Genomic DNA, 19,811 nt, shown 5'->3' on the forward strand with positions numbered 1-19,811 from the left:
TCGTCGTGACAAAAGCGGGGCCACTCGCCGGGGTGCGAGTCATCGAACTCGGCGGCATCGGACCGGGCCCACACGCTGCGATGGTGCTCGCGGATTTGGGCGCCGACGTGGTGCGGGTGCGCCGCCCCGGCGGACTGACGATGCCGGCCGAGGACCGCGACCTGCTGCACCGCGGAAAGCGGATCGTCGACTTGGATGTCAAGACGCAGCCGCAGGCGCTGTTGGAGTTGGTCGCCAAGGCCGACGTGCTGCTGGACTGCTTCCGGCCTGGCACCTGCGAGCGACTCGGCATCGGCCCGCAGGATTGCGCGGCGGTCAACCCGCAGCTGATCTTCGCGCGCATCACCGGATGGGGACAGGACGGCCCGCGGGCCAGCACCGCCGGCCACGACATCAACTACCTGTCCCAGACCGGGGCGCTGTCGGCGCTGGGCTATCGCGATCGGCCACCGATGCCGCCGCTGAACCTGGTCGCCGACTTCGGTGGCGGTTCGATGTTCGTGCTGCTGGGCATCGTGGCCGCGCTCTACGAGCGAGAGCGATCGGGGGTTGGTCAGGTGGTGGACGCGGCGATGGTCGACGGGGTCAGCGTGCTCGCCCAGATGATGTGGACGATGAAGTCGACCGGCGCGCTGCGCGACGAGCGGGAAGCATTCTTGCTCGACGGCGGCGCCCCGTTCTATCGCTGCTACGAAACGGCCGACGCTAAGTACATGGCCGTGGGCGCCATCGAGCCGCAGTTCTTCGCCGAACTGTTGGCCGGACTGGGGTTGTCCGCCGACGAGGTGCCGGGTCAGCTCGACATCGGTTCCTATCCGCGGATGTTCGAGGTTTTCACTGCGCGGTTCGCCGGCAAGACCCGCGACGAGTGGGCGCGGATATTCGACGGCACCGACGCGTGTGTCACTCCGGTGTTGACGTGGAGCGAGGCCGCCGCGGATCCACATCTGACCGCACGTGCGACGGTGATCAACTCGGGCGGCGTCGACCAGGCCGCGCCTGCGCCGCGGTTCTCCCGCACACCGGCCGGACCGGTCGGGTCGCCGCCGCCCGCAACCACGCCGCTGGACGAAATCGGCTGGTAATCAGCCCATTAACCGGGTCGCCTTGGTAGCTTTGAGGTAGTGGCCGTACGAGCATCGCGAGAGATCCTCATCGACGCGCCGCCGGAGGTGATCCTGGAGGCGCTGGCCAACGTCGGGTCGTTGTTGTCGTGGTCACCGGTACATAAACGGATCGAGGTTCTCGACTGGTACGCCGACGGTCGGCCCCACCACGTGAAGGCCACCATCAAAATCTTCGGGCTCGTCGACAACGAGATCCTGGAGTATCACTGGGGTCCCAACTGGGTGGTCTGGGATGCCGGCGACACCTTCCAACAGCGTGGGCAGCACGTGGAATACAACCTGTTGCGGGTGGGCGTCGACAAGACCCGGGTGCGCTTCGACATCACCGTCGAACCATCGGGACCGGTCCCCGCCTTCATCGTGAAGCGGGCGAGCAAAATTGTGTTGGATGCCGCGACCACGGGACTGCGCGATCAGGTTATGGGCTTGATAGGTTCCGACATAGGATCTGATCAGCCGAAATAGCCGCGCAACCTGGTCCGCGAACGCCGTTGCGTTGCTAACTTGCTAGTAGTGGCCGTACAAGCATCGCGAGAGGTTGTCATCGACGCGCCGCCGGAGGTGATTCTGGACGCGCTGGCCGATGTCGGCTCGGTGCCGTCCTGGTCCTCGGTGCACAAACGGGCCGAAGTCATCGACAGCTATCCCGACGGTCGCCCGCACCACGTGAAGGTCACGGTCAGGGTGGTCGGCATCGTCGACACCGAAGTCCTCGAATACCACTGGGGGCCGGATTGGCTGGTCTGGGATGCCGACAAGACTCTGCAGCAGCATGCCCAGCACGTCGAGTACACGCTGCAGCGGGAAACTGAGGACACGACGCGGGTCCGATTCGAGATCACCCTCGAGCCTTCGGCGCCGATTCCGGAGTTCCTGGTCAACCGGGGGCGCAAGAAGGTCCTCGACGCCGCGACCGAGGGGCTGCGACGGTGGGTCATGGCCGCCCGTGGTTCAGATCGCTCGATCCCGCAGTAGTGAAAGTCGGCGGATCGCCTCGTCCAGTGTGTCGTCGCGCTTGCAGAAGGTGAACCGCACCAAGTGATTCCACTGCGTCCAGTCTGCGGCGGCGGGATCACAGAACGCCGTTAGGGGGATCGCGGCCACCCCGACCCGTTCCGGTAGCGCGGCGCAGAAGGCCGTGCTGTCGTCGTAACCCAACGGACGCGGATCGGCACACAGGAAGTAGGTGCCCGAGCTGTCGTGCACCCGGAATCCGACCTCGGTCAATCCACGTGCCAGCCGATCGCGCCTGTCCTGCAACGACGCCCGCAACGCGGCCACCCAGGCTTCCTCGGTGTTCAGCGCCTGCGCCACAGCCGGCTGAAACGGCGCTCCGCCGACGTAACTCAAATATTGTTTGGCCGCCCGCACGCCGACAATGAGTTCGGCTGGCCCGCAAGCCCATCCGATCTTCCAGCCGGTGCAGTTGAACATCTTCGCCGCGCTCGAGATCGTGATCGTGCGCTCGGCCATCCCGTCGAAACCGGCCAGCGGCAGGTGCCGGCGGCCGTCATACACCAGATGCTCGTATACCTCGTCAGCGATAACCAGCAAGTCGGCGGCCACCGCGGTCTGCGCGATCGCCGCCAACTCGGCCGCGCTGAGCACCGTGCCGGTGGGGTTGTGCGGCGAGTTCACGATCAACGCCCTGGTGCGCGGTGTCACCGCACGCCGCAAGGCATCGGTGTCGAGCGCAAAGCCGCGACCGTCAGGCACCAGCGGCACGATGACCTGCTGCGCGCCGGCCATCGCCACCACCGGCGAGTAGGAGTCGTAGAACGGCTGGATCAACATCACCTCGGAGCCGGGCTCGATCAGGCCGAGCACCGCCGAGGCGATCGCCTCGGTGGCCCCGACCGTCACCAGTACCTCAGTGTCTGGGTTGTAGTCGACGCCGAAGTGCCTTTTGCGCTGGGCGGCGATGGCTTCGCGCAGCGCAGCGACCCCGATTCCCGGCGGATATTGGTTGACGCCCTCGGCGATGGCGTCTTGCGCGGCCTTGAGCATTGCCGGCGGTCCGTCTTCGTCGGGGAAGCCCTGCCCGAGGTTCACCGCGCCGACGCGGGCCGCCAGCGCCGACATCTCGGCGAACACCGTAGTCGCATAGGGCTGCAGTCGGGACACCGTCATGGGACTTGAGGGTATGCGCCGTCGAGCGCAACTCCAGCGTGTCCCCCGCAAGCGGGAGGTGCCCCCAGCTGGGCAACTAGCGTCGCTCCAGCGTGACGCTCGAGCCCGCCCCCGCCCAACCAACAGGTTGATCGGCCGCCCTGTTAGGGTGGCGGGCAGAGGACTAGCGTCCCAAGGACAGATCCAAAAAACCCCGGTCCTGAAACCAGTGGAAAGAGAATCACCCATGTCCGAAGAAGCCTTCATTTACGAGGCCATCCGCACGCCGCGCGGCAAGCAGCGCAACGGGTCCTTGAACGAGGTCAAGCCGCTGAACCTGGTGGTCGGTCTGGTCGACGAGCTGCGCAACCGCTTCCCCGACCTCGACGAGACGCTGATCAGCGACGTCATCCTTGGGGTGGTCTCTCCGGTCGGCGACCAGGGCGGCGACATCGCCAGGACCGCGGTACTGGCGGCCGGGCTGCCCGAGACCACCGGCGGTGTCCAGCTGAACCGGTTCTGCGCCTCAGGTCTGGAAGCGGTCAACACCGCCGCGCAGAAGGTGCGCTCCGGCTGGGACGACCTGGTGCTGGCGGGTGGTGTCGAGTCGATGAGCCGGGTCCCGATGGGCTCGGACGGCGGCGCCATGGCGACTGACCCCGAGACCAACTACCAGATCGGCTTCGTGCCGCAGGGCATCGGCGCCGACCTGATCGCCACCATCGAAGGCTTCTCCCGCGAGGACGTCGACGCCTACGCGCTGCGGAGCCAGCAAAAGGCCGCCGACGCCTGGTCGGGCGGCTACTTCGCGAAGTCGGTGGTGCCAGTGCGCGACCAGAACGGTCTTGTCATCCTCGACCACGACGAGCACATGCGTCCTGACACCACGCCGGAAGGCCTGGCCAAGCTGAAGACCGCATTCGACGGCATCGGCGAGATGGGCGGCTTCGACGATGTGGCGCTGCAGAAGTACCACTGGGTCGAGAAGATCAACCACGTGCACACCGGCGGCAACAGCTCCGGCATCGTCGACGGCGCCGCATTGGTGCTGGTCGGTTCCGAGGCTGCGGGCAAGTCGCAAGGCCTGACTCCGCGGGCCCGCATCGTGGCCACCGCCACCAGCGGCTCGGACCCGGTCATCATGCTCACCGGCCCAACCCCCGCCACCCGTAAGGTGCTCGACCGCGCCGGCCTGACGATCGACGACATCGACCTGTTCGAACTGAACGAGGCGTTCGCGTCGGTGGTGCTGAAATTCCAGAAGGACCTCAACATCCCGGACGAGAAGCTCAACGTCAACGGTGGCGCCATCGCGATGGGCCACCCGCTGGGCGCCACCGGCGCCATGATCACCGGCACCATGGTCGACGAGCTCGAGCGTCGCAACGCGCGACGCGCGCTGGTCACGCTATGCATCGGCGGCGGCATGGGTGTCGCCACCATCATCGAGAGGGTTTAAGGCCATGGCAGAGAACACCATTGCTTGGGACAAGGACGCCGACGGCATCGTCACGCTGACGATGGACGACCCCACCGGGTCGGCCAACGTGATGAACGAGCATTACGCCGAGTCCATGCACAAAGCGGTTGAACGCCTTGTCGCGGAGAAGGATTCGATCACCGGCGTGGTCATCACCAGCGCGAAGAAGACCTTCTTCGCCGGCGGTGATCTCAAGGGCATGATCAAACTCGGGCCCGAGAACGCCGGTGAGGCGTTCGACACTGTCGAGGCGGTCAAGCGTGACCTGCGTGCGCTGGAGACACTGGGCAAGCCGGTGGTGGCCGCCGTCAACGGTGCCGCGCTCGGCGGCGGTCTGGAGATCGCGCTCGCGTGTCACCACCGGATCGCCGCCGACGTCAAGGGCCTGGTCGTCGGTCTGCCCGAGGTCACGCTGGGTCTGCTGCCGGGTGGTGGCGGCGTGACGCGCACTGTGCGGATGTTCGGTATCCAGAACGCGTTCATGAACATCCTTTCGCAGGGCACCCGGTTCAAGCCGGACAAGGCCAAGGAGATCGGGCTCGTCGACGAGTTGGTCGGCTCGGTCGACGAACTGGTGCCCGCCGCCAAGGCGTGGATCAAGGCCAACCCGGACTCGCACACGCAACCGTGGGATGCCAAGGGCTACAAGATGCCTGGCGGCACCCCGTCCAGCCCGGCACTGGCCGGCATCCTGCCGTCGTTCCCCGCGCTGCTGAAAAAGCAGCTCAAAGGTGCGCCAATGCCTGCGCCGCGGGCCATCCTGGACGCGGCCGTCGAGGGTGCCCAGGTGGACTTCGACACGGCCAGCCGCATCGAGAGCCGGTACTTCACACAACTGGTCACCGGCCAGGTCGCCAAGAACATGATCCAGGCGTTCTTCTTCGACCTGCAGCACATCAACGGCGGCGGCTCGCGTCCGGAAGGCATCGGCAAGACGCCGATCAACAAGATCGGTGTGCTGGGCGCGGGCATGATGGGCGCCGCTATCGCCTACGTCTCGGCCAAGGCCGGCTTCGAGGTGGTACTCAAAGACGTGAGTGCGGAAGCCGCCGCTAAAGGCAAGGGCTACTCGGAAAAGCTTGAGGCCAAGGCACTTCAACGTGGCAAGACCACCGAAGAGAAGAGTAAGGCGCTGCTGGACCGCATCACGCCGACGGCCGACGCCGCTGACTTCAAGGGTGTCGACTTTGTGATCGAGGCGGTGTTCGAGAACCAGGAACTCAAGCACAAGGTGTTCCAGGAGATCGAGGACATCGTCGAACCCAACGCGCTGCTCGGGTCGAACACGTCGACGCTGCCGATCACCGGTCTGGCGACCGGGGTGAAGCGGCAGGAGGACTTCATCGGGATCCACTTCTTCTCGCCGGTCGACAAGATGCCGCTGGTCGAAATCATCAAGGGCGAGAAGACTTCTGACGAGGCGCTGGCCCGCGTGTTCGACTACACGCTGGCAATCGGCAAGACCCCGATCGTGGTCAACGACAGCCGTGGCTTCTTCACCAGCCGCGTCATCGGCACCTTCGTGAACGAGGCGCTGGCGATGCTGGGCGAGGGCGTGGAGCCCGCCAGCATCGAGCACGCCGGTTCGCAGGCCGGCTACCCGGCGCCGCCGCTGCAACTGTCCGACGAGCTCAACCTAGAGCTGATGCACAAGATCGCCACCGCCACCCGTAAGGGTGTCGAGGACGCCGGCGGCAGTTACGAGCCGCATCCAGCGGAGGCCGTCGTCGAGAAGATGATCGAGATCGGCCGGCCCAGCCGCCTGAAGGGTGCCGGCTTCTACGAATACGTCGACGGCAAACGCACCCGCCTGTGGCCCGGCCTGCGCGAGACATTCAAATCCGGTTCGTCGGAGCCACCGCTGCAGGACATGATCGACCGGATGCTGTTCGCCGAGGCGCTGGAAACCCAGAAGTGCCTTGACGAGAATGTGCTGACGTCCACCGCCGACGCCAACATCGGGTCGATCATGGGCATCGGGTTCCCGCCGTGGACCGGTGGCAGTGCGCAGTACATCGTCGGCTACCAGGGCGCGACCGGTACGGGTAAGGAAGCCTTTGTCGCGCGGGCTCGCGAGCTGGCGGCCAAGTACGGCGACCGCTTCCTGCCGCCGGACTCGCTGACGTAGGGCACTAGGGCTGGCGCTGTAGCACGTAACTACGCGCGGTGAATCGCGCCGCAAACCTATTACCAGCTGTCCACCGCGGTTCGTCCGCCGCCGACACGAGCGTCCAGGTAGGCGCAAATCGGCGCTCGATCTCGGTTTGAGCGACTCCCGCCGGTCCGAAACGGCCACTGGGTTTGAAGGCGATCATTAGCAGCCGTGCGCCTGGGGCCGCTGCCGCGCTGATCTCTTTGACGTAGAGCTCACGATCGCCGTCGCTCATGCCGTGGAAGCAGCCGTTGTCCACGACCACCTGGAAGGGCCCATTGATTCCGGCCTGACGCAAGTGCGTGACGTCAGCATGGAGGAAGTTGACGTTGGCGTTCGCGGCGCTGGCCTTGTCCCGCGCCTTCTCCAGCGCCTTCGGCGTGAAGTCAACTCCGGTGACCTGCCATCCGTGTTGCGCGAGATATATCGACGAATCTCCGGTGCCGCACCCGACGTCGAGTACCGATCCTGGTGGCAGCATCTCGGTTCCCTCAATGAGTTCACGCAGCGTCGCCGACTGCGGATGACCGTCCCACGGAGTGAACCCGAGTCCGTAGAAGACCCGAAACAATAAGTGTCGAGAAGCCATGACTTTGACGGTATTCTTTGGCAGCCGTTGATTAAAGGTCTCGAGGTCGGATGAAAGTCCCTGCTGCGAACTCGCTGACCTAAGCGTCGCGCTGAAAGAGGTAATACCGCGTCGGCGTCTTCTCGCGGTCTAGCTCCTGCTCGGAGCCGGCTGACACCAGTGTCCAGCCGGATGCGAACCGTCGTTCCATCTCGGCGCGGTCGATGCCCCGCACGCCGAATCGTCCGCCGGGAACGAACGCAACGATCAGCAGCCGCGCGTCGGGTGCTGCCACAGCGCTGACCTCGCGGACGTACGAGTCGCGGTCGCCGTCGTTCATGTTGTGCAGGCAGCCGTTGTCGACGATCAGCTGCAAGGGTCCATTGATGCCGGCCTGACGCAACTGCCTGACGTCGGCGTGGACGAAGTTGACGTTGGCGCTCTCGACGCGCGCCTTGGCCCGCGCCTTCTCCAGCGCCGTGGGCACGAAGTCCACGGCCGTGACTTGCCAGCCGTGCTTAGCCAGGTAAATGGCGGTGTCGCCGGTACCGCAACCAAGTTCGAGTGCGGTGCCCGCCGGCAATGCGGCAGAGCCCCTGGAGTCACTGGAATTGTTGCCTTCGACCAGGTTTCGCAGGCTTTGCGCCAGCGGGTGGCCCTCCCAGGGCGTGAACCCAAGCCGGTAGAACAGCCGGAACAGGGTGTGCTTGGAGCCCAGAAGGTCAAGTTTCATGCCGGCTATGTTGCCAAACGTCGGTGTAGTCGGGCACCCGTATCGAATCGTGCATGCGGACGCCCTTGGTGTTCAACTTCGCCATCGCACGGGTGAGCGACGCGGGCAGCAGCGAGACCAGCTGGACGGCCTGGGTCATTGCCCATGCCGCGGCGCGGGAGCCGGGAACGAGACTTTTGGCGGCCCCGCGCGCAAAGGCGCGACTGCGAAGCACCGGCTGCCTCATTTCTCGCTCGTAGGCTGCGAACGCCGCCGCGTAATCGCCACGTGCGCGGGCCAGTTCGCCGGCCAACACGTACGCGCCCACGACCGCGAGGCTGGTACTGCCACCCACCGCGGGCCCGGGGCAGTACCCGGCGTCGCCGACCAGGGTGACCCGTCCGCTCGACCAGGTGTCGAGTTGCAACTGGGTGATCGAGTCGAAGTAGAACGACGGCGTCCGGTCGATCTCGTCGAGCCACCGGTCCACCTCTGGATCCATCCCAGTGAACACGTCGCGGAGCAACTCCTTCTGCCGCAGGACATCTCGGTGGTGGTACTGAAGTTCGTCCTTGCTGCGGAACATGAACAATACACGCGCGTCGTCCAGGTGCTCTGCGCTGTAGATTCCCGCGAGGCGGCCGGCGCCGAAGTGAACGACCATCTCGCCGTCGAACGAGATTGCTTTCGGCGCCGACACGACCGCCAGGTACCCCCCGATGAACCGGCTGAGTCCGGCCTCGTCGCCGAAGATCAGGCGCCGAACGTTGGAGTGCAGCCCGTCGGCGCCGACCACGATGTCAAACCTGCGGGCTGCCGCGTGTTCGAATGTCACCTCGCCGTCTGGGGAGATGGCTGTGATCGAGTCGCCGAACAGATACTCGACGTCTTGGCGGCCGGCTTCGTAGTAGACCTCGCTGAGGTCGTCGCGCATGATCTCGACGTGCCGATCAGACGCGGCGCCGATGATCTTGGTGAGATCGATCCGCGCCGGTCGGCGCCCTTTGCGGTACAGCATCAGCGTGTCTGTTCCGGTGGCGAGCGCCTCGATGCGGGGCAGGACGCCCATCTTCGCCGAGATCTCCATTGACGGCCGGAACAAGTCGACGGCGTGGCCACCGGTCTTGCGCAACGTCGGGGCGCGCTCGACCACGGTCACCTCGAAATCGCACCGGGTGAGCCAGTAGGCCAACACCGGTCCGGCGATGCTGGCACCAGAGATGAGAATCCGCATCGCGCACCTCCCGCGGCTTACTTAACGATCAGTAAGCCTAGCAGAATCCACTTACCTATCGGTAAGTCAGATACGCTGGCAAAGTGAGCAGGCCCCGCTCAGACACCCGCGAGCGCATCCAGGACGTCGCCCGTGCACTCTTCAAGCAGCAGGGCGTCCAGCGCACCAGCCTGCAGGACATCGCTGACAAGCTCGGAATCACCAAGCCGGCGTTGTACTACCACTTCACGTCTCGTGAGGACCTTGTCCGCAGCATCGTGCAGCCGTTGATCGACGAAGGGGAGCGGTTCATCGCAAACCACGAAAGCTCGCGCGATGCGACCCCGCGTGAATTGCTGGAGGGATACTTCGACTTTCATTTTGAACACCGCGGCGATCTGGTGTTGGTGGTGACCGAGTTGACCACGCTGGCCGATCTCGGCTTGATCGACCAACTGCTTGCCTGGCGTGACCGGCTGGCAAAGCTGACTTTCGGTTCGCATCCGACGCTAGAGCAGTCAACACGCGCGGTGCTCGCCTTCGGCGGTCTGCAAGACTGCTGCCTGCAATTTCCCGATACGCCCTACCACGAGTTACGGCGCGCGGTCGTCGACGGAGCACTGGCCGCACTGGGGATCGGGCAATCATCGCCGGGCTAGAGTCCCAAGCTATGCGCTTCGGACTCTTCATTCCGCAAGGTTGGCGGCTGGATCTAGTCGGGCTTGACACCGCTGAGCATTGGGCGGTGATGCGCGACCTTGCCGCCCACGCCGACGACGGCGGGTGGGACTCGTTGTGGGTCTACGACCACTTCCACACCGTGCCGATGCCGACCGCCGAAGCCACCCACGAGGCGTGGTCGCTGATGTCGGCCTACGCGGCGACCACGTCGCGGATCAAGCTGGGCCAGATGTGCACGGCGATGAGCTACCGCAATCCCGTGTATCTGGCCAAAGTCGCGGCCACCGCCGACATCATCTCGGGTGGCCGCATCCAGATGGGTATCGGCGGCGGCTGGTACGAACACGAGTGGCGGGCTTACGGTTACGGCTTTCCGCCGGCGGGGGTGCGGTTGGCTCGGTTGGACGAAGGCGTGCAGGTCATGCGCGACGCCTGGCGCGACGGCAAGGTCAGCTTCGACGGTAAGCATTACCAGGTCGACGGCGCGATCGTGGCCCCGAAGCCCTTGCAGGACAGCGGGATTCCGCTGTGGATCGCTGGCGGGGGTGAGAAGGTCACCTTGCGCATCGCCGCGAAATACGCGCAGTACACCAACTTCACTCCCGAGCCTGCCGGATTTGTCCGTAAGTCCGAAGTGCTTGCGGGGCATTGCCGCGACGTGGGTACCGACTTCGACGCGATCGTGCGTTCAGTCAATGTCAACGCCATCATCGGTACCTCGGAGGCCGACGTCAAAGACCGGCTGCAGCGTATCCGCGACCGGATGGTGGGCTACATACCGGAATCCGCGGCCGACGCGATGATCGGCGGCACCACCGGACCCGAGTCGGCAACCGGTACTGCGGAACAGGTAATTGAGCGTCTGCAACAGCTGCGCGGCTTCGGCTGCGAGTACGTGATTTGTTATTTCCCGGAGGCCGCCTATGACCGCTCCAGCATCGAGCGGTTCGAGCAAGAAGTGATTCCCGCGTTGAGCTAGACCGTCCTAGATATCGGTGGTGGTGTACCTCGTCTTCAGCGCCGGCGCGGCCAGCAGCGGGGGGAGCTGCGTCAGCTTGCCCTCGTTGGCGCGAAATCTGCGGTAGGCCTCGTCGTGCTCGACCGAATCCCAAAGCTCGTAGATGATCCAGTGCGCTTCGTCGTCCTCGTCGACGAGCACGTCAGTGCGCAAGTTTCCGTCGAACGCCCGGGTGTCTTGCAGCGCCCGGCCCATGAGTTCGCGCCCCGCGGGCACCTCGTCGGGCTTGAACCTGAGTTCAAGTAGCACTGTGACGGCCATAGTCGTCCTCCTCGTATTGTCACTTCGCGCTGGTCTCCGCGAGCACACTGTTGAACCTACGGTCGACCCAATTGGCGAAATTGGGGGCCCCGGGGATCTGGTCGGCGGTGGCGAAAAGGCTCGCGAGCCTTTGCTCGGCGGCCACCACCTTGTTATCGAGGGGGATCGGCAGCCGCAAGGTCCGGCTCTGTGCGAGCCTGACGACCTTGATGGCCAGGCCGATGGCGCTGGCGTATTTCGTGGCCCACTCCGAAGGATCGGCTTGCGCCATATCGCGATCTCAGATGACCCAGCAATCGGCCTGGCCGTTGGCGAATGCTGACAGCGCATCGCCGGGCTGCAGGAAGATCAGTTTCACATTGCCCACCGAGTTGAAGAGTTTGGCTCCGTGTGAAGGGAAAACGGCAGGTCGGCAGTTGCCTCGGACAGCGGCGAGAACGTGGTTTCCGTATTTATCGAACGCTGTTGTACCTTTTAGTGAGCGCATTACCGTCGGCCGACGACCAAAGGATCGCTCGATGCAGAAAGCTCTTGCCCCCGACATCTCAACCTGGCCCAACGAGAGCCCGCAGCTGATCGGCAGCCGATGCGGCGACTGTGGTGCCACCACCTTCCCAGTGCAGCAGCGGTGTCCGCGCTGCAGTGGCGGCGAGATGACTGAGTTGTTGTTGCCGCGCAGCGGAACTTTGGTGGCGTGGACCACCCAGGGTTTTCCGCCCGGAGCTCCCTACGCCGGCCCGACCGGTGACGATTTCGTCCCGTTCGGTGTGGGCCTGGTCCAGCTCGGCGACGTGATCCGGGTCGAGGGCCGGCTGACCGAGAACGACCCAGCCAAGCTCAAGTTCGGCCAGCAGGTCGAGCTCACGATGGTGCCGTTTACCACCGACGCTGACGGCAACGAGATTGTCACGTTCGCGTTCCAGCCGGTTTAGAGGAGGAGCCACGACATGAGTGACACGAGTAACGAAGTGGCCATCATTGGCGTGGGCCTGCATCCATTCGGCAGGTTCGAGAAGACCGCGATGCAGATGGGCGCCGAGGCCATCCAATTCGCGTTGACCGACGCCGGTGTGGGCTGGAAGGACATCCAGTTCGGCTTCGGCGGCAGCCACGAGGTGTCCAACCCCGATGCGGTGACCCGCCTGGTCGGGCTGACCGGCATCACCTTCACCAACGTGTTCAACGCCTGTGCCACCGCGGCGAGCGCCATTCAGCAGACCGCCGACACCATCCGATTGGGCAAGTACGACATCGGCATCGCCATCGGCTTAGACAAGCATCCCCGCGGCGCCTTCACCGACGACCCGGCCAAGCTGGCGCTGCCGCAGTGGTATGCGCAGAACGGGCAGTTCGTCACAACCAAATTCTTCGGCATGAAGGCCAACAAGTACCTACACGACAACAACATCTCCCAGGCCACTCTGGCCAAGGTGGCCGCCAAGAACTTCCGCAACGGCGCACTGAATCCAAATGCGTTTCGCCGCAAACCAATTCCTGAAGACCAGATCCTCAACTCGACGGTGCTGAACTACCCGCTGACGCAGTACATGTTCTGCGCCCCCGACGAGGGTGCCGCAGCGGTGGTGATGTGCCGAGCAGACATAGCGCACAAGTTCACCGACAAACCGGTCTACGTGCGAGCCACCGAGATCCGCACCCGCCGTTACGGCGCATACGAGGTGCACGCCACCTTCGCGCCGTTGGACGAGGATGTGTCGCCCACGGTGTACGCGGCCAAGGCCGCCTACGAGGCGGCCGGCATCGGGCCGGACGACGTTGACATCGCACAGCTGCAGGACACCGACGCCGGCGCCGAGGTCATCCACATGGCCGAGACGGGTCTGTGCGCCGACGGCGAGCAGGAGAAGCTGATAGCCGACGGGGCCACCGAGATCCACGGCTCGATTCCGGTCAACACCGACGGCGGGCTGATCGCCAACGGCGAACCGATCGGCGCATCCGGGCTACGGCAGGTGCACGAGCTGGTGCGCCAACTGCGCGGCGAGGCGGGCGAGCGTCAGGTGCCCGGCAATCCACGCGTCGGCCTGGCTCAGGTATACGGCGCACCCGGTACGTCGTCGGCGACCATCCTGTCGCTCTAGATCGCCGGGCCCAGCAGGTCGTCAGCGTCGCGGATGACATAGCCGTAACCCTGCTCGGCCAGAAACCGTTGCCGGTGCGCGGCGTACTCGGCATCTTGGCTGTCGCGGGCCACCACCGAATAGAACACCGCCCCACCGCCCTCGGCCTTGGGTCGCAGCAACCGGCCCAGCCGCTGTGCCTCCTCCTGTCGTGAGCCGAATGTTCCCGAAACCTGCACCGCCACTGCGGCTTCCGGTAGATCGATGGAGAAATTGGCTACCTTGGACACTACCAGCGTGCCTATCTCACCACGGCGGAAGGCGTCGAACAGTGCCTCGCGCTCCACGGTCTTGGTTGACCCCTGGATCACCGGGGCATCGAGCACAACGCCGAGCTCATCGAGCTGATCCAGGTAGGCGCCGATCACCAGCGTCTGCTCGCCGGGGTGGCGACTCAGGATCGACTTGACCACTGCGATCTTCGAATGGGCCGTCGAGCAGACCCGATAGCGCTCTTCGGGTTCGGCGGTGGCATACCTCATCCGCTCGCTGTCGGTCAGCGTGACCCGTACCTCGACGCACTCCGCCGGCGCGATCCAGCCTTGTGCCTCAATGTCTTTCCACGGCGCGTCATAGCGTTTCGGGCCGATCAGCGAGAACACGTCGCCCTCCCGGCCGTCCTCGCGGATCAGTGTCGCCGTCAACCCCAGCCGCCGCCGAGACTGCAGATCAGCTGTCATCCGGAACACCGGCGCCGGTAGCAGGTGCACCTCGTCGTAGACGATCAACCCCCAGTCGCGGCTGTCGAACAGCTCCAGGTGGCGGTACTCGCCCTTGGTGCGACGGGTGATCACTTGATAGGTGGCGATGGTGACCGGCCGGATTTCCTTGCGCTCCCCGGAGTATTCGCCGATCTCCTCGTCGGTCAGCGAGGTGCGGGCGATCAGTTCGCGTTTCCACTGCCGGCCGGCGACGGTGTTGGTCACCAGAATAAGCGTTGTCGCACTGGCTTTCGCCATGGCTGCCGCGCCTACAAGTGTCTTACCCGCCCCACACGGCAGGACTACTACGCCCGATCCGCCCGCCCAGAACGACTCGGCGGCCATCTCCTGGTAGTCGCGCAGATGCCAGCCGTCCTGCTTGAGGCTGATCGGGTGCGCCTCGCCGTCGACATATCCGGCCAGATCCTCGGCGGGCCAGCCGATCTTGAGCAGCATCTGTTTGACCCGGCCCCGCTCACTGGGGTGCACGACGACGGTGTCGTCGTCGATCCGCGCGCCCAGCATCGGTGCGATCTTCTTGTGACGCAACACTTCTTCGAGCACCGCGCGGTCCAGACTGACCAGCGTCAGGCCGTGGGCCGGGTTCTTGACCAACTGCAGCCGCCCGTAGCGGGCCATGGTGTCGACGATGTCGACGAGCAGCGGCTGCGGGACGGCGTAGCGTGAGTAGCTGACCAGCACGTCGACTACCTGCTCGGCGTCGTGGCCCGCGGCACGCGCGTTCCACAGCGCCAGCGGGGTGATGCGGTAGGTGTGCACATGCTCGGGAGCGCGCTCGAGCTCGGCGAACGGCGCGATCGCCGCGCGCGCCGAACCGGCCAGCTCATGGTCAATCTCGAGCAGCACTGTCTTGTCGGACTGCACGATCAACGGCCCGTCAGTCATAGAACTCCATTATCCGTCGTCGGCCGACATCACCGAGGTGATGCGGTGGATGGCGAACTCACGTGCGCGCCCGGAGGCGGAATCGAACGCCACCAGCTGCCCGCCGGCCACCGTGATCGGCGAGACCACCCGCTGAGTGGCTACGCCGGCCGCGTCGACATAGTTGATTACCACGGTGTCCTGCCGCCGGGCGGCACTCTGCAGCAGCGACATGGCCACCGCCGCGTCAACCCGGACACTGCCGAACGGTGCGGTGGTCACCTTGCGGAGGACCGCGACGAGCGCGCTCAGGCTTTCGCCGCTCGGGCGGGGTATGGGTCGGTGCGGGCGACGGCGCTGTGGCGCGGGTACCCGGGCGCCGCGAGCCCGGATGTCGACGATGTTGCCGGTGGAGTCCTCGGCGGCCGGGGCGAAACCGGCGTCCCGCAAGGCCGCTAGTACTTCGCTGATCGGCGCCTGGGAGATCGCCACCGTCGGCGCCAGCACACGCATGCCCAGCGCTTGGGCCTCGGTGGAGGCCACCGCCTGGGTGAGCAGCGCCGGGTCTTCGCATCGCACGAATGATGCGGCGAGACCGATCCTCAGTTGCCCGTGCCGGCGCGCGACGTCATCGATCAGGTAGGTAAGACCTTGTGGCACAGATGTTTTGGAGTGCTTCTCGAACAGCGAGTGCAACGCGTCGGCGGTCTTGCCGATATCCAACGCATGCCGGATGGATTGTTCGCTGACGCGGTACACCATCGCCGTGCCCGCAGACTCGACGGTCGCCACCGCCGCCAGTTCCTCGGCGAGATGGCGTTCGAGCGGCCCGGGAACCACGACGGTCAGGTCGGCCTGCACCAGGAAGTGGTCGATCGGCGCAGGCAAGACACGTGCCATCGCGTCGGCGACGCCGGCGTCCCCATCTTTTGCGCCGTCGACCAACGCGCGGCCGGGCGTGCTGATCGCTCCGCGGCCCACCAGGCCGACCAGGTGTGCCTCTTCCAACAGGTCCGCCACCGGCGCCGGCTGTAACCGTTTAGTCCAGCGCGGCCGTCGCCAGATCAGCGCCGCCGACGCCGTGTTCTTGTCCACACCCGCACCGGCGGGCAGTTCGGCCAGCATGTTCAGCAGCAGCCGGCGGTCCAGCGGGGCCGCCGTCGAGTACAGCGAATCCGACAGCGCGGCATAGGGTTTAGCGTCAGGTCCGCGGGATCCGATCAACGCCGGACGGGCCGGCAGATCGAGCCAGGTACTGGCCAGCAGATACCAGCGCTCGGCGGGGGACGCCTCGGCGAACCGATCGGCGGCCACCGTTGGCGCCCAGTAGGGCGCCTCACCGCTGGGTGGTTGTGGATCGGGTAGGCCGCTGGCGATCAGGCCCGCCGCGGCGGCCAGCTCGAGGATCAAACCCAGCCGGGCCTCGTCGATGCCGGTCACTTTCGCCAGCCGCCTGACCTCACGTACTCCTAAGCCGCCGCTGCGCAGCTCGGAAATCGGTGCGGCGCCGAGTGCTTCGAGCAGCACATCGAGTTCGCGCAGCAAGTCGATGACCGCGCCGGCGGCCGCGGCGTCGGCGTCGGCCGACTTAGCGGTGGCGACCACCGGGTCCGGCGCGGCCAGCTGCACCGGCCCAGGCTCGTCGCCGCGCAGCACCTGCCCGACGTGGCGCGGCAGGATCACCGTGTCGGCGTCGATTCGCCGCAGTAGTCCCATTGCGAGCAGTTGTGGCACCGGGCGATTCGCGGGAGCCCCGGGTGCGGCATCGCGGGTGCGCCCTAGCGGTGATCCTTCCAGCAGCTTGTCCAGCAGTTCCCGCTGTGGGTCGTCGAGGCCGTCGATCAGCTCGGCAATCTGCTCGCCGCTCTGCGAGGCGTCTTCCAGGGTCACTTGCCCCGGATGCCAGGGCAGCCCGGCACCGGCATCGGGGGCCGCTCGTAGTTCGGTGTCACCCCAAACCAGGGCGCGCTCTTTGAGGTCGTCGAGGGCGTCGAGCACGTCGGCTTCGGGCGCGCGACCGTCGATTAATGCGAGCAACTTGGCCAAGGACACCGGCTCGGTTTCAGCGTGCAGGACCAGGAGCGCGTCGATCACCGCCAGCCGCAGGAAGTCCAGTTCGTCGCTGGCAGCCTTGACCGACTGCCGGGCCTGGGCGCGGGCGGCAAGGGCCGCGATGCTGCCCGGCGGTGGCTGGGCAAGGTCGGGCCGCAGCTCCAGCAGACGGATCAGCCGCTCGTCGGGCAAGTCGGCCAGCCAGGACCCCAGCGAGATGCCCGGGGTGTGTTCGGTCATTGCTGACCAGCGTAAAGCAGCCGGAAGAGTGGGCCTTCCGAGGCGACGGCGAGTAAGCGGGGCTTACGAGTGAGGAGCCGAGCAATCAGCCTTCCGAGGCGACGGCGAGTAAGACCTGTCAGAATGAGACGCGTGGCTGACAACGCTGGCAAAAAGGCGCCGAAGACTCGTTACGTCGACAACGGATGGCCGACGACCAACCCGGACGACCACGCGGTGAGCGAATTGGCAACCGACCGGGTCGGCGCGTTGTCTCCCTACGGCGACTTGGTCTTCCCGCTACCCGCCGACGAGCTGCCGTACCTGCATCCCGTCACCGAGATCAACCGCTAGGCGGCCGTTGCCCGGCGCTGCGGCGCCGACACGGGGATCGCCTCAGGCGAGCGAGGACAAAGCCGGGTTACCGCTCACGTTCTGCGACTGGATAGCTTTGAGCAGGTCTTTGACGTAGCTCGGGTCCAGGTTTTGCGGCGGCGCGACGGGCAGCCCTTTTGACGTGTCGGGCAGGTTCGCCGGATCGAGCATGGGCGCGAGCTGCGGCGGCACCTGAAGGTCGTGTATCGCCGAGCCCGCGGCGGCCGGATCGGTGGGCAGCCAGGGAACCGTCGGCAGGCCCGGGGTCGGGTCGTCGGCGAAGGTCCAACGCGCGACGGCCGTGGCTCGGTCGACATCCAACGGTTCATCCGCGGGAGGGGCCGGCGGTGCTGGCGGTGCTGGATCCTCGGCCGGTGGCGGGGCGTCTGCCGGCGGTAGGGCGTCGACGGCGGCTGGCTCGGCTGGTGCCGGTTCGGCCGGTGGCGGGGCGTCTGCCGGCGGTAGGGCGTCGATGGCGGCTGGCTCGGCTGGTGCCGGTTCGGCCGGCGGTGCGGGGTCGGCAGGCGGCGGCGGAGGTGCGTCAAAGGCGGCCGTCTCGGCAGGAACAGGCGGGGCCGGCGGCGGAGGCAGCTCCGGCGGTGCGGGGTCAGCGGGCGGAGGCGGTGGGGGAGCGTCGAACGCAGCCAGCTCGGCTGGTGGTGGCGGCGGTGGTGCGTCCGGTGCATGTGCGTCGGCGACGACGTTGCGCGGCGTCGCGGCCCCGAGGCCACGGCCGCATACCGGCCAGGCGCCGCGGCCCTGGGTGGCCAGCACCCGCTCGGCGACGGCGATCTGCTGTGCGCGAGTGGCCTGGTTCGCGGAAGCGGCGAATTCGCCGCCACCGTGAGAAGCCCAGGTGCCCTGGGTGAACTGCAGTCCACCGTGGTAACCGTTGCCGGTGTTGATGGCCCAGTTGCCGCCCGACTCGCATCCAGCGACGCGATCCCATTCGGCGTCGGTAGCTGCGGCAGCGTGGCCCGTGAATGCGATCCCACCGCCACCGATCACAGCTCCGGTGAATGCGAGTTTGGCGACGCTGATGTTCGAAGTGGTGGGCTTACGATGCCGTCCGCTCATACGCCGAAGACGTCCTCTCTTGATGCGCCCACGAGGTCAGCTGTCGGGTTCGGGCTGGAGAGGTTGCCCGGCCACTTCGAATCCACAGATCCGGCGATGGCTTCACCCCAAGGAGCCGCGGACGGCCCCGGTCCGATTTCGGCGGACCAATGGGTCCCCCGCCTCCATCCACAGGTTGGTTGTGTCCCCGCCTATCGGATGGAGCTCGGCGCTATAGGCGGGAAGGCCCGCCGCTCAGGAAGACTCGGCAAGCCCGCGGACGACGGTAGCGGGTGATCGCAGCAGAGTCATTTTTTGTCGGATCCGGCGTTTCGTTTTCCGCGAATGTGGAAAACACCAGGAAGGTTCGCCGTTCGTGCAGGTCGCCGGCTCCGATATCGAGTCGTTGCCGCCCTGTAATCAATCCGTTATGTGACCGAACTCACATCGAATTAGCCGCCGAGGGACGCCTCACAGATGGGCGTGGGGCTGGAGTGAAAGCGCCAAAGGCGGTTGGCTCACGCCGGGCGCACCCAGCGCGGGTCAGCGATAAAGCGGCAGCGATCCGGCTTGGTGTGGCTGACCGACGGGAACTATTTCTTTGCCCAGCGGCACCAGGGATACGGGGATTAGTTTGAGATTGGCCAGTGCCAGCGGAATACCGATGATTGTCAGCGCCATCGCCACCGCGCTCAACAAGTGCCCGATCGCGAGCCAGACCCCGCACAAGACCAGCCAGATGATGTTCCCGATCAGCGCGCCGGTACCGGCGCCGGGCTTGTCGATGATCGTCCGCCCGAACGGCCACAGCGCATAGGATGCGATGCGCAACGCCGCGAATCCGAAGGGGATGGTGACGATGAGCAGGAAGCAGACAATCGCGGCCAGTAGATAGCCGAGAGCCAACCAGAGGCCGCCGAAAATCAACCAGATGACGTTCAGGACCAGGCGCATTGTCTCCTCCAGCGGTAGTGCCAGAGTACCGGGAAACAGGGTGCTCGGCTGGCAGCCTTCCGAGTAGGATCGGTCGTCATCGCGTCCTGCGCAGGCGGGACGCTTCA

At 65.8% G+C, this 19,811-nt stretch carries 20 protein-coding genes and 1 riboswitch; of the genes, 10 read left to right on the top strand and 10 right to left on the bottom strand.

Annotation, left to right across the window (positions count from 1 at the left end):
- Positions 1 to 5 precede the first annotated feature (5 nt).
- From VEI45_RS21890 to VEI45_RS21900, 3 genes are read left to right on the top strand one after another with little or no spacing between them, the layout of a single operon-like run.
- Positions 6 to 1,085 (top strand): CaiB/BaiF CoA-transferase family protein, encoded by a 1,080-nt coding sequence (locus VEI45_RS21890; RefSeq protein ID WP_324856618.1) that lies wholly within the window; start codon positions 6 to 8, stop codon positions 1,083 to 1,085.
- A gap of 39 nt (positions 1,086 to 1,124) precedes the next feature.
- Entirely contained in the window at positions 1,125 to 1,592 is a 468-nt protein-coding gene (locus VEI45_RS21895) for an SRPBCC family protein (RefSeq protein ID WP_324856619.1), read from the top strand.
- Between the two features lie 48 nt (positions 1,593 to 1,640).
- Positions 1,641 to 2,102 carry an SRPBCC family protein gene (locus tag VEI45_RS21900; protein ID WP_324856620.1) on the top strand — a complete coding sequence of 154 codons (462 nt, stop codon included), beginning with the start codon at positions 1,641 to 1,643 and terminating at the stop codon, positions 2,100 to 2,102.
- On the opposite strand, the gene VEI45_RS21905 is transcribed toward VEI45_RS21900, so the two are convergent.
- Positions 2,079 to 3,257 carry a pyridoxal phosphate-dependent aminotransferase gene (locus VEI45_RS21905; protein WP_324856621.1) on the bottom strand — a complete coding sequence of 393 codons (1,179 nt, stop codon included), beginning with the start codon at positions 3,255 to 3,257 and terminating at the stop codon, positions 2,079 to 2,081. The genes VEI45_RS21900 and VEI45_RS21905 overlap by 24 nt on opposite strands.
- A 226-nt stretch (positions 3,258 to 3,483) precedes the next feature.
- On the opposite strand from VEI45_RS21905, the gene VEI45_RS21910 reads away from it, so the two are divergent.
- Entirely contained in the window at positions 3,484 to 4,695 is a 1,212-nt protein-coding gene (locus VEI45_RS21910) for an acetyl-CoA C-acetyltransferase (protein WP_324856622.1), read from the top strand.
- A 4-nt stretch (positions 4,696 to 4,699) separates the two neighbouring features.
- A complete protein-coding gene (locus tag VEI45_RS21915; protein ID WP_324856623.1) occupies positions 4,700 to 6,844 on the top strand; it encodes a 3-hydroxyacyl-CoA dehydrogenase NAD-binding domain-containing protein in 2,145 nt (714 codons plus the stop codon).
- Positions 6,845 to 6,848: 4 nt separating this feature from the next.
- Here the strand turns inward: VEI45_RS21915 and VEI45_RS21920 are convergent, their stop codons facing one another.
- From VEI45_RS21920 to VEI45_RS21930, 3 genes are all read right to left on the bottom strand, one after another.
- On the bottom strand, positions 6,849 to 7,457 hold the full coding sequence (locus tag VEI45_RS21920) for a class I SAM-dependent methyltransferase (protein ID WP_324856624.1): 609 nt from the start codon (positions 7,455 to 7,457) through the stop codon (positions 6,849 to 6,851).
- 79 nt (positions 7,458 to 7,536) lie between these two features.
- Positions 7,537 to 8,154 (bottom strand): class I SAM-dependent methyltransferase, encoded by a 618-nt coding sequence (locus tag VEI45_RS21925; RefSeq protein ID WP_324856654.1) that lies wholly within the window; start codon positions 8,152 to 8,154, stop codon positions 7,537 to 7,539.
- Between the two features lie 4 nt (positions 8,155 to 8,158).
- Positions 8,159 to 9,382 carry an FAD-dependent monooxygenase gene (locus VEI45_RS21930; protein ID WP_324856625.1) on the bottom strand — a complete coding sequence of 408 codons (1,224 nt, stop codon included), beginning with the start codon at positions 9,380 to 9,382 and terminating at the stop codon, positions 8,159 to 8,161.
- Positions 9,383 to 9,465: 83 nt separating this feature from the next.
- Here VEI45_RS21930 and VEI45_RS21935 point away from each other — a divergent pair, with 83 nt between their 5' ends.
- Together VEI45_RS21935 and VEI45_RS21940 are read left to right on the top strand one after the other, a co-directional pair.
- The gene (locus VEI45_RS21935; protein WP_324856626.1) at positions 9,466 to 10,020 is read left to right on the top strand and encodes a TetR/AcrR family transcriptional regulator; all 555 of its coding nucleotides are present in this window, start codon (positions 9,466 to 9,468) and stop codon (positions 10,018 to 10,020) included.
- 11 nt (positions 10,021 to 10,031) lie between these two features.
- Entirely contained in the window at positions 10,032 to 11,021 is a 990-nt protein-coding gene (locus VEI45_RS21940) for an LLM class F420-dependent oxidoreductase (RefSeq protein ID WP_324856627.1), read from the top strand.
- 6 nt (positions 11,022 to 11,027) lie between these two features.
- On the opposite strand, the gene VEI45_RS21945 is transcribed toward VEI45_RS21940, so the two are convergent.
- Together VEI45_RS21945 and VEI45_RS21950 are read right to left on the bottom strand one after the other, a co-directional pair.
- Positions 11,028 to 11,321, bottom strand: a complete 294-nt coding sequence (locus tag VEI45_RS21945; protein WP_324856628.1) for an antibiotic biosynthesis monooxygenase family protein — start codon at positions 11,319 to 11,321, stop codon at positions 11,028 to 11,030.
- A 19-nt stretch (positions 11,322 to 11,340) separates the two neighbouring features.
- Positions 11,341 to 11,592: a hypothetical protein gene (locus VEI45_RS21950; protein WP_324856629.1), complete on the bottom strand. Its 252-nt coding sequence runs from the start codon at positions 11,590 to 11,592 to the stop codon at positions 11,341 to 11,343.
- Between the two features lie 247 nt (positions 11,593 to 11,839).
- Here VEI45_RS21950 and VEI45_RS21955 point away from each other — a divergent pair, with 247 nt between their 5' ends.
- Positions 11,840 to 12,253 (top strand): Zn-ribbon domain-containing OB-fold protein, encoded by a 414-nt coding sequence (locus tag VEI45_RS21955; protein ID WP_324856630.1) that lies wholly within the window; start codon positions 11,840 to 11,842, stop codon positions 12,251 to 12,253.
- Between the two features lie 15 nt (positions 12,254 to 12,268).
- A complete protein-coding gene (locus VEI45_RS21960; RefSeq protein WP_324856631.1) occupies positions 12,269 to 13,423 on the top strand; it encodes a thiolase family protein in 1,155 nt (384 codons plus the stop codon).
- Here the strand turns inward: VEI45_RS21960 and VEI45_RS21965 are convergent.
- Together VEI45_RS21965 and VEI45_RS21970 are read right to left on the bottom strand one after the other, a co-directional pair.
- Entirely contained in the window at positions 13,420 to 15,069 is a 1,650-nt protein-coding gene (locus VEI45_RS21965; protein WP_324856632.1) for a DNA repair helicase XPB, read from the bottom strand. The genes VEI45_RS21960 and VEI45_RS21965 overlap by 4 nt on opposite strands.
- 9 nt (positions 15,070 to 15,078) lie before the next feature.
- Positions 15,079 to 17,340, bottom strand: a complete 2,262-nt coding sequence (locus tag VEI45_RS21970; RefSeq protein ID WP_324856633.1) for a helicase-associated domain-containing protein — start codon at positions 17,338 to 17,340, stop codon at positions 15,079 to 15,081.
- A gap of 132 nt (positions 17,341 to 17,472) precedes the next feature.
- On the opposite strand from VEI45_RS21970, the gene VEI45_RS21975 reads away from it, so the two are divergent.
- Entirely contained in the window at positions 17,473 to 17,673 is a 201-nt protein-coding gene (locus VEI45_RS21975; RefSeq protein WP_324856634.1) for a hypothetical protein, read from the top strand.
- Positions 17,674 to 17,715: 42 nt separating this feature from the next.
- Here the strand turns inward: VEI45_RS21975 and VEI45_RS21980 are convergent, their stop codons facing one another.
- Both VEI45_RS21980 and VEI45_RS21985 read right to left on the bottom strand, forming a co-directional pair.
- The gene (locus VEI45_RS21980) at positions 17,716 to 18,771 is read right to left on the bottom strand and encodes a transglycosylase family protein (RefSeq protein ID WP_324856635.1); all 1,056 of its coding nucleotides are present in this window, start codon (positions 18,769 to 18,771) and stop codon (positions 17,716 to 17,718) included.
- Positions 18,772 to 18,780: 9 nt separating this feature from the next.
- A riboswitch (cyclic di-AMP (ydaO/yuaA leader) is annotated at positions 18,781 to 18,962 on the bottom strand.
- Between the two features lie 331 nt (positions 18,963 to 19,293).
- On the bottom strand, positions 19,294 to 19,704 hold the full coding sequence (locus VEI45_RS21985; protein WP_324856636.1) for a YccF domain-containing protein: 411 nt from the start codon (positions 19,702 to 19,704) through the stop codon (positions 19,294 to 19,296).
- Between the last annotated feature and the right edge of the window lie 107 nt (positions 19,705 to 19,811).

This window comes from Mycobacterium sp. (genome assembly GCF_035623875.1).
In the GTDB taxonomy this organism is placed as follows: domain Bacteria; phylum Actinomycetota; class Actinomycetes; order Mycobacteriales; family Mycobacteriaceae; genus Mycobacterium.

Excerpts from the sequence above, each read along its gene's own strand:
- VEI45_RS21905 (WP_324856621.1), bottom strand. The coding sequence starts at position 3,257 with ATGACGGTGTCCCGACTGCAGCCCTATGCGACTACGGTGTTCGCCGAG.
- VEI45_RS21910 (WP_324856622.1), top strand. The coding sequence starts at position 3,484 with ATGTCCGAAGAAGCCTTCATTTACGAGGCCATCCGCACGCCGCGCGGC.
- VEI45_RS21915 (WP_324856623.1), top strand. The coding sequence starts at position 4,700 with ATGGCAGAGAACACCATTGCTTGGGACAAGGACGCCGACGGCATCGTC.
- VEI45_RS21920 (WP_324856624.1), bottom strand. The coding sequence starts at position 7,457 with ATGGCTTCTCGACACTTATTGTTTCGGGTCTTCTACGGACTCGGGTTC.
- VEI45_RS21930 (WP_324856625.1), bottom strand. The coding sequence starts at position 9,382 with ATGCGGATTCTCATCTCTGGTGCCAGCATCGCCGGACCGGTGTTGGCC.
- VEI45_RS21940 (WP_324856627.1), top strand. The coding sequence starts at position 10,032 with ATGCGCTTCGGACTCTTCATTCCGCAAGGTTGGCGGCTGGATCTAGTC.
- VEI45_RS21945 (WP_324856628.1), bottom strand. The coding sequence starts at position 11,321 with ATGGCCGTCACAGTGCTACTTGAACTCAGGTTCAAGCCCGACGAGGTG.
- VEI45_RS21950 (WP_324856629.1), bottom strand. The coding sequence starts at position 11,592 with ATGGCGCAAGCCGATCCTTCGGAGTGGGCCACGAAATACGCCAGCGCC.
- VEI45_RS21955 (WP_324856630.1), top strand. The coding sequence starts at position 11,840 with ATGCAGAAAGCTCTTGCCCCCGACATCTCAACCTGGCCCAACGAGAGC.
- VEI45_RS21960 (WP_324856631.1), top strand. The coding sequence starts at position 12,269 with ATGAGTGACACGAGTAACGAAGTGGCCATCATTGGCGTGGGCCTGCAT.
- VEI45_RS21965 (WP_324856632.1), bottom strand. The coding sequence starts at position 15,069 with ATGACTGACGGGCCGTTGATCGTGCAGTCCGACAAGACAGTGCTGCTC.
- VEI45_RS21970 (WP_324856633.1), bottom strand. The coding sequence starts at position 17,340 with ATGACCGAACACACCCCGGGCATCTCGCTGGGGTCCTGGCTGGCCGAC.
- VEI45_RS21980 (WP_324856635.1), bottom strand. The coding sequence starts at position 18,771 with ATGAGCGGACGGCATCGTAAGCCCACCACTTCGAACATCAGCGTCGCC.
- VEI45_RS21985 (WP_324856636.1), bottom strand. The coding sequence starts at position 19,704 with ATGCGCCTGGTCCTGAACGTCATCTGGTTGATTTTCGGCGGCCTCTGG.